The sequence below is a fragment of the Streptomyces sp. LS1784 genome (assembly GCF_020103755.1).
Lineage (GTDB): Bacteria > Actinomycetota > Actinomycetes > Streptomycetales > Streptomycetaceae > Kitasatospora.
On the sequence record NZ_JAHSQD010000608.1, the window covers coordinates 1 to 4,746 of the forward strand.

General features: G+C 70.2%; 3 protein-coding genes. 1 reads left to right on the forward strand and 2 read right to left on the reverse strand.

The features are described 5' to 3' along the window. Positions 1-778 precede the first annotated feature (778 nt). On the forward strand, positions 779-2,077 hold the full coding sequence (locus KS423_RS38805; protein WP_224284438.1) for an erythromycin esterase family protein: 1,299 nt from the start codon (positions 779-781) through the stop codon (positions 2,075-2,077). 287 nt (positions 2,078-2,364) lie between these two features. Here KS423_RS38805 and KS423_RS38810 read toward each other — a convergent pair whose 3' ends face one another. After that, on the reverse strand, positions 2,365-3,231 hold the full coding sequence (locus tag KS423_RS38810; protein WP_224284439.1) for a sugar ABC transporter permease: 867 nt from the start codon (positions 3,229-3,231) through the stop codon (positions 2,365-2,367). Next, positions 3,228-4,746, reverse strand: a 1,519-nt coding sequence (locus KS423_RS38815; RefSeq protein ID WP_224284440.1) for an ABC transporter permease subunit, incomplete at its 5' end; no start/stop codon positions are given. The genes KS423_RS38815 and KS423_RS38810, both read right to left, overlap by 4 nt.

Sequence of the window (4,746 nt, forward strand, 5' to 3'; positions counted from 1 at the left end):
CGCTGCCGCGGCGGCGCCCGCGCCCAGCCTCCACGAGGCCGCCGAGCGTCGGACTGCGGTGCGGGACGCCTCGGGCCGGCGCGGGCCTGCGGCGGTGCCGATGGGAGGGGAGGTACGAGTCACGCGAGTGCCCTTTCGTCAACGGGCCGGGTGGTCACGCGCTCCTCGGTCGCGGCGTACCGCCCGGCACGTCCGACAGTTCCGCACCCCGCTGGCAGAGCGCTGGCAGACCGCTGGCAGCGGGTCAGGCGCCGGCCGGCAGCGAGGTGGGAGGCGTGCCACCGCCACCATGGCCCGCCGGCTCGCCGCCTCCGCTGCGGCCCGGCCCGAGACCGCGTCGGCGGCGCGTGAAGCAAGAGACCGAAGCGGGAGGTGACGTGGTCGCCGGGGGCGTACTTCTTCCAGGTTCCTCCCGCTTGAGCGGCGACGGCTTCGGTGTGGACGGTGTGGTGGCCGAGCATTCCGGCGACCACGGACGGGGGTGTCTGCAGGACCAGCTGCCGCGCACATCCCCCCGGCACACAGTGAGAACGTCAACTACCACGGCACGATCGACGTCGAGGTCGACACCGAGCTCGCCAAGCTCGACCCGGCCGGCTACCGGCCGTTGCGGCCTCGCCGCCGGGACCAGGTCCGAGACACTCACCGATCGCCTCCGCCCGAAGGGACCACTGTCCTCGCACAGCCGGTTGAGGTTCGGCGCTCGTACCCGGCGTACCCCCTACTGACTCTGCGGAGCCCACTCGGTGTGTAGGCGCTGATTGCTAGGGTCGCGAGCATGAACCTCAGAGCCGCAATGCCCCTTGCTGAATGGACTACCTGCAACGCCACGCTGCTTGCCACCTCCGGTGCCGATGCCCCAGTTGACGATCTGGCACCGTTGGGCCGTCTCATCGGCAGTGCACGCGTCGTCGCCCTGGGCGAGAGCTCCCATCAGATACGCGAGTACGGGCTGTTACGCGACCGAATACTGCGCTTCTTGATCCAAGAGTGCGGGTTCACCGTCTACGCCGCGGAACTCGGGACCGCCTCCGGCCGGGCTGTCGATGCGTGGACGCGGGGCGGAGACGGAGATCTCGATGCCCTTCTCACTCCCCATATCGGCGGCTACCCGAGCCAGTCCGCCGAAGGCCGCGACATCCTGCGGTGGCTGCGCGCCCATAACGCCAGAGCGACGCGCCCAGTCCACTTCGCCGGACTCGACATACCTGCGGCCGGCGGCTCGCTGGCTCCGGTCCTTGAAGCGGTAGCCCGGTATCTGGCCGACATCGACCCCCGCGCAGTTCGCCACGCCCGAACCGCCCTTGAACTGTCAGCGCCACTTGCAGGAGGCTCGGGTCTGGCTTCGGCCCGGGCCCGCCTTGGCCTGGACGCTGCGGTCCAGGACCAGCTTTCAACCGTGCTCAGTCAACTACTCAACCGCGTCACGGTGATGCGTGAGATATACATCGATTCCGCAGGGCCCACCGTGTACGAGGACGTGGTCTCGGACGTCTGGGCTGCGTGGCGCACAGACCAGATGCAGCGTGCGATGGCTGACCTGTTCGACGGGAAGCCGGATGCCGCTGACCTCTCCGCCCGCGACCGCTACCTCGCCGACAGCCTGCTGACGTTACTCGACCGATCCGCCCCCGGTACCCGTATCGTGCTCGCCGCGCACAACGCCCACATCCAGCGCACGGCCAATCCTGAGGGCACTTCCCTGCCTCGTGTCCCGATGGGGCACGCCCTCGCCCGGCGGCTCGGAAACGACTACGTTTCAGTGGCGATGACCAGCAGCGGCGGCAGGACCGTGAAGAACTCGCCCGATCCGACTCACCCCGCCGGGATGCGCCAGTACGCGACCGACGCCCCCGCGGCAGCACCCAACAGTGTGGAGGCGCTGTTCGCAGGCATGCCGGCAGCACCCGCCATGGTCAACACCCATGCCCTACGTGCGTATGCGCGACAGCATGGTCTGCCAGAGCCGACTCGGATCCGCATGGACGACGACTTCCTGCCTGTGCCGGCCCTGGACGCTTACGACGCAGTCGTCTGCGTTCCACGCACCACGCTCAGCGCGGACCTCATGGGGTAGGCCAACCCAGGTGCCGGCCGAGATGCGGCCGAGCGGGTTGGCAGGACCTGCTGAGGGTTGTACCGGACGTGAACCATTGGCGCGGCCGACCACGTCTCGCCGAAGCACTGTGGCCTGTTCTGGCTCTACCGCGACGAGGCCGACCTGTTCCATGCGCCGGTGACGGTCGCCTGGCGTACGGGGGTTCGCCAGTCGCACAGGCGTGTCACAGGTGCGTTCCGCGCTTCCCGCCGTCGACGCCGTCGCCCCGTACGGTAGTTCCGTACGGGGCGACGGCGTCCGGCCGCTCAGCCCTTGACCGACCCGGCGGTCAGGCCTTGGGCCAGGTAGCGCTGGAGGAACTGGTAGACCACGATCACCGGCAGCGAGGTCACCAGCGCGCCGGCCGCGAACAGGCCGTAGTTCTGGTCCTGTTGGCCGGAGATGATCCCGTAGAGGCCGACCGCGACGGTCTTGGAGTCGTTCGAGGTCAGGAAGATGTTCGCCAGGATCACGTCGTTGAGCGCGGCGGTCAGCGACAGGATCGAGATCACCACCAGCATCGGCGCGGCGAGCGGCAGGATCAGCCGGAAGAAGATCTGCGCGTGCCCGGCGCCGTCCACCTTGGCGGCCTCGTCGATCTCGCGCGGGATGGTGTCCAGGTAGCCCTTCATCAGCCAGGTGTTCACCCCCATCGCGCCGCCCAGGTACACCAGCACCAGGCCCCACGGGGTGTCCAGGCCGATCGCCGGCAGGACGTCGCCGATCTTCGCGAACATCAGGTAGAGCGAGATCACCGCGAGGAACTGCGGGAACATCTGCACCAGGAAGACCGCCATCAGCCCGATCCGCCGGCCCCGGAAGCGGAACCGCGAGAAGGCGTACGCGGCCAGCACCCCGAGCAGCACGTTGAGCACCGCGAAGGTGCCGCAGACCAGCGCCGTGTTCGCCAGCCACCGGGCGAACGGGTACTGCCCGTTGGTGAACAGGGCGGTGAAGTTGGCGAGCGAGGCGTGCCGGGGCAGCAGCGTGGACGACTGCAGCGTGCCGAGCGGGTTCAGCGCCGCGGAGAGCACGAACAGCAGCGGGAACAGCGCGAAGCAGACGGCGAGCACGGCGACCAGGTGCCGCCAGCCGAAGCGGCGCAGCCAGCGGGTGGCGGTGGTGGCGGTCATGCGTTCAGCTCCTCAAGGGCGCGGGTGCGGCGGAAGCCCACCAGCGTGATCAGCCCGACCAGCAGGAAGATGACGATGGACAGCGCGGCGGCGAAGCCGTACTGGGCGCCCTGCCCGCCGAAGGCCACCCGGTAGGTGTAGCTGATCAGGATGTCGGTCGATCCGGCGGTGCCGCCCGCGCCGTCGAACGGCCCGCCGCCGGTGAGCAGTTGGATGGCGTTGAAGTTGTTGAAGTTGAAGGCGAAGGACGAGATCAGCACCGGCGCGGCGGCGACCAGCAGCAGCGGGAAGGTGACCGCGCGGAACGCCTTCCACGGGCCGGCGCCGTCGATCCGGGCGGCCTCGTTGAGCTCGGCAGGCATCGCCTGCAGCACGCCGGTGCAGATCAGCAGCATGTTGGGGAAGCCGAGCCACAGGCTGGTGAGCACCACCGCGAACCGGGCGCTCCAGGCGTCGCCCAGCCAGTCGATCCGGGCGTGCAGCAGCTGGTTGAGCAGGCCGAAGTCCCGGTTGTACATGCTCTGCCAGATCAGGATGCCGATGAACGCGGGCATCGCGTACGGCAGCAGCATCAGCGAGCGGTAGGCCCGCTGCCCGCGCAGCCGCGGGTGGTGCAGGGTGAGCGCGAGACCGAGGCCGAGGGCGAAGGACGCACCGGTGGAGAGCAGGGCGAAGCCGAAGGTCCAGGCGAGCACCCCGAGGAAGGGGCCGCGGATCGCGGGGCTGGTGAGCACGGCGGTGAAGTTGGCGAAGCCGACGGTGCGGTGCCAGCCGGTGGGCAGGGTCCGCCCGGAACCGTCGGCGGCGGTGAACCGGCCCTCCCGGGGGTGGTAGACCGTGCCGTCCCGGGCGTCGGTCAGGGTGTCGGCCTGCCGGTCGTACGCCAGGGTGGGGCGGGCCGTGGTGGCCATCGAGAGGCCCTGGCTCACGATGAACCCGCCGGCCACCGGCACCCGCAGGTCGGTCAGCTCCGCGGAGCGGCCGTTGACCTGGCCGAAGGTCAGCAGCTTCAGCCCGGGTGCGGACGTCACCCGGCCGTCCGGCCCGGCCACCGTCCCGGCGGGGGCGGGGGCGAGGCCGCGCGCGGTGCCGGCCGAGACCTTCCCGGTGTCCGGGTCCGTGAGCAGCAGCACCAGCGGACCGCCGTCCGGGCCGGTGGCGATGGTGAGCGCGTACGAGGGGCTGTCGGGGACGGGCTCGACGGAGTGCTCGACGAGGCTGCGGACCGCCTGGTCCTTGGTGAGCAGGTGGCCGTCTCCGTAGTCGGTGAAGGACACCGCGACGATGTAGAGCACGGGGTAGGCCACGAAGGCGAGGAAGAGCGCGGTGGCGGGCAGCAGGTACTTGGCGGGCAGCCGGCGCGGCGAGAGGTAGATCCAGAACGTCGCGCCAACGGCCGTGGCCAGCACGCCGAGCGCGGCCCAGTGCCCGGCGTCGTACAGCCTGGGTGCCGCGTAGAGGGCGAGGGCGGCGACACCGGCCAGCAGGGTGATCTTCACCAGCTGTGCGGTGGCG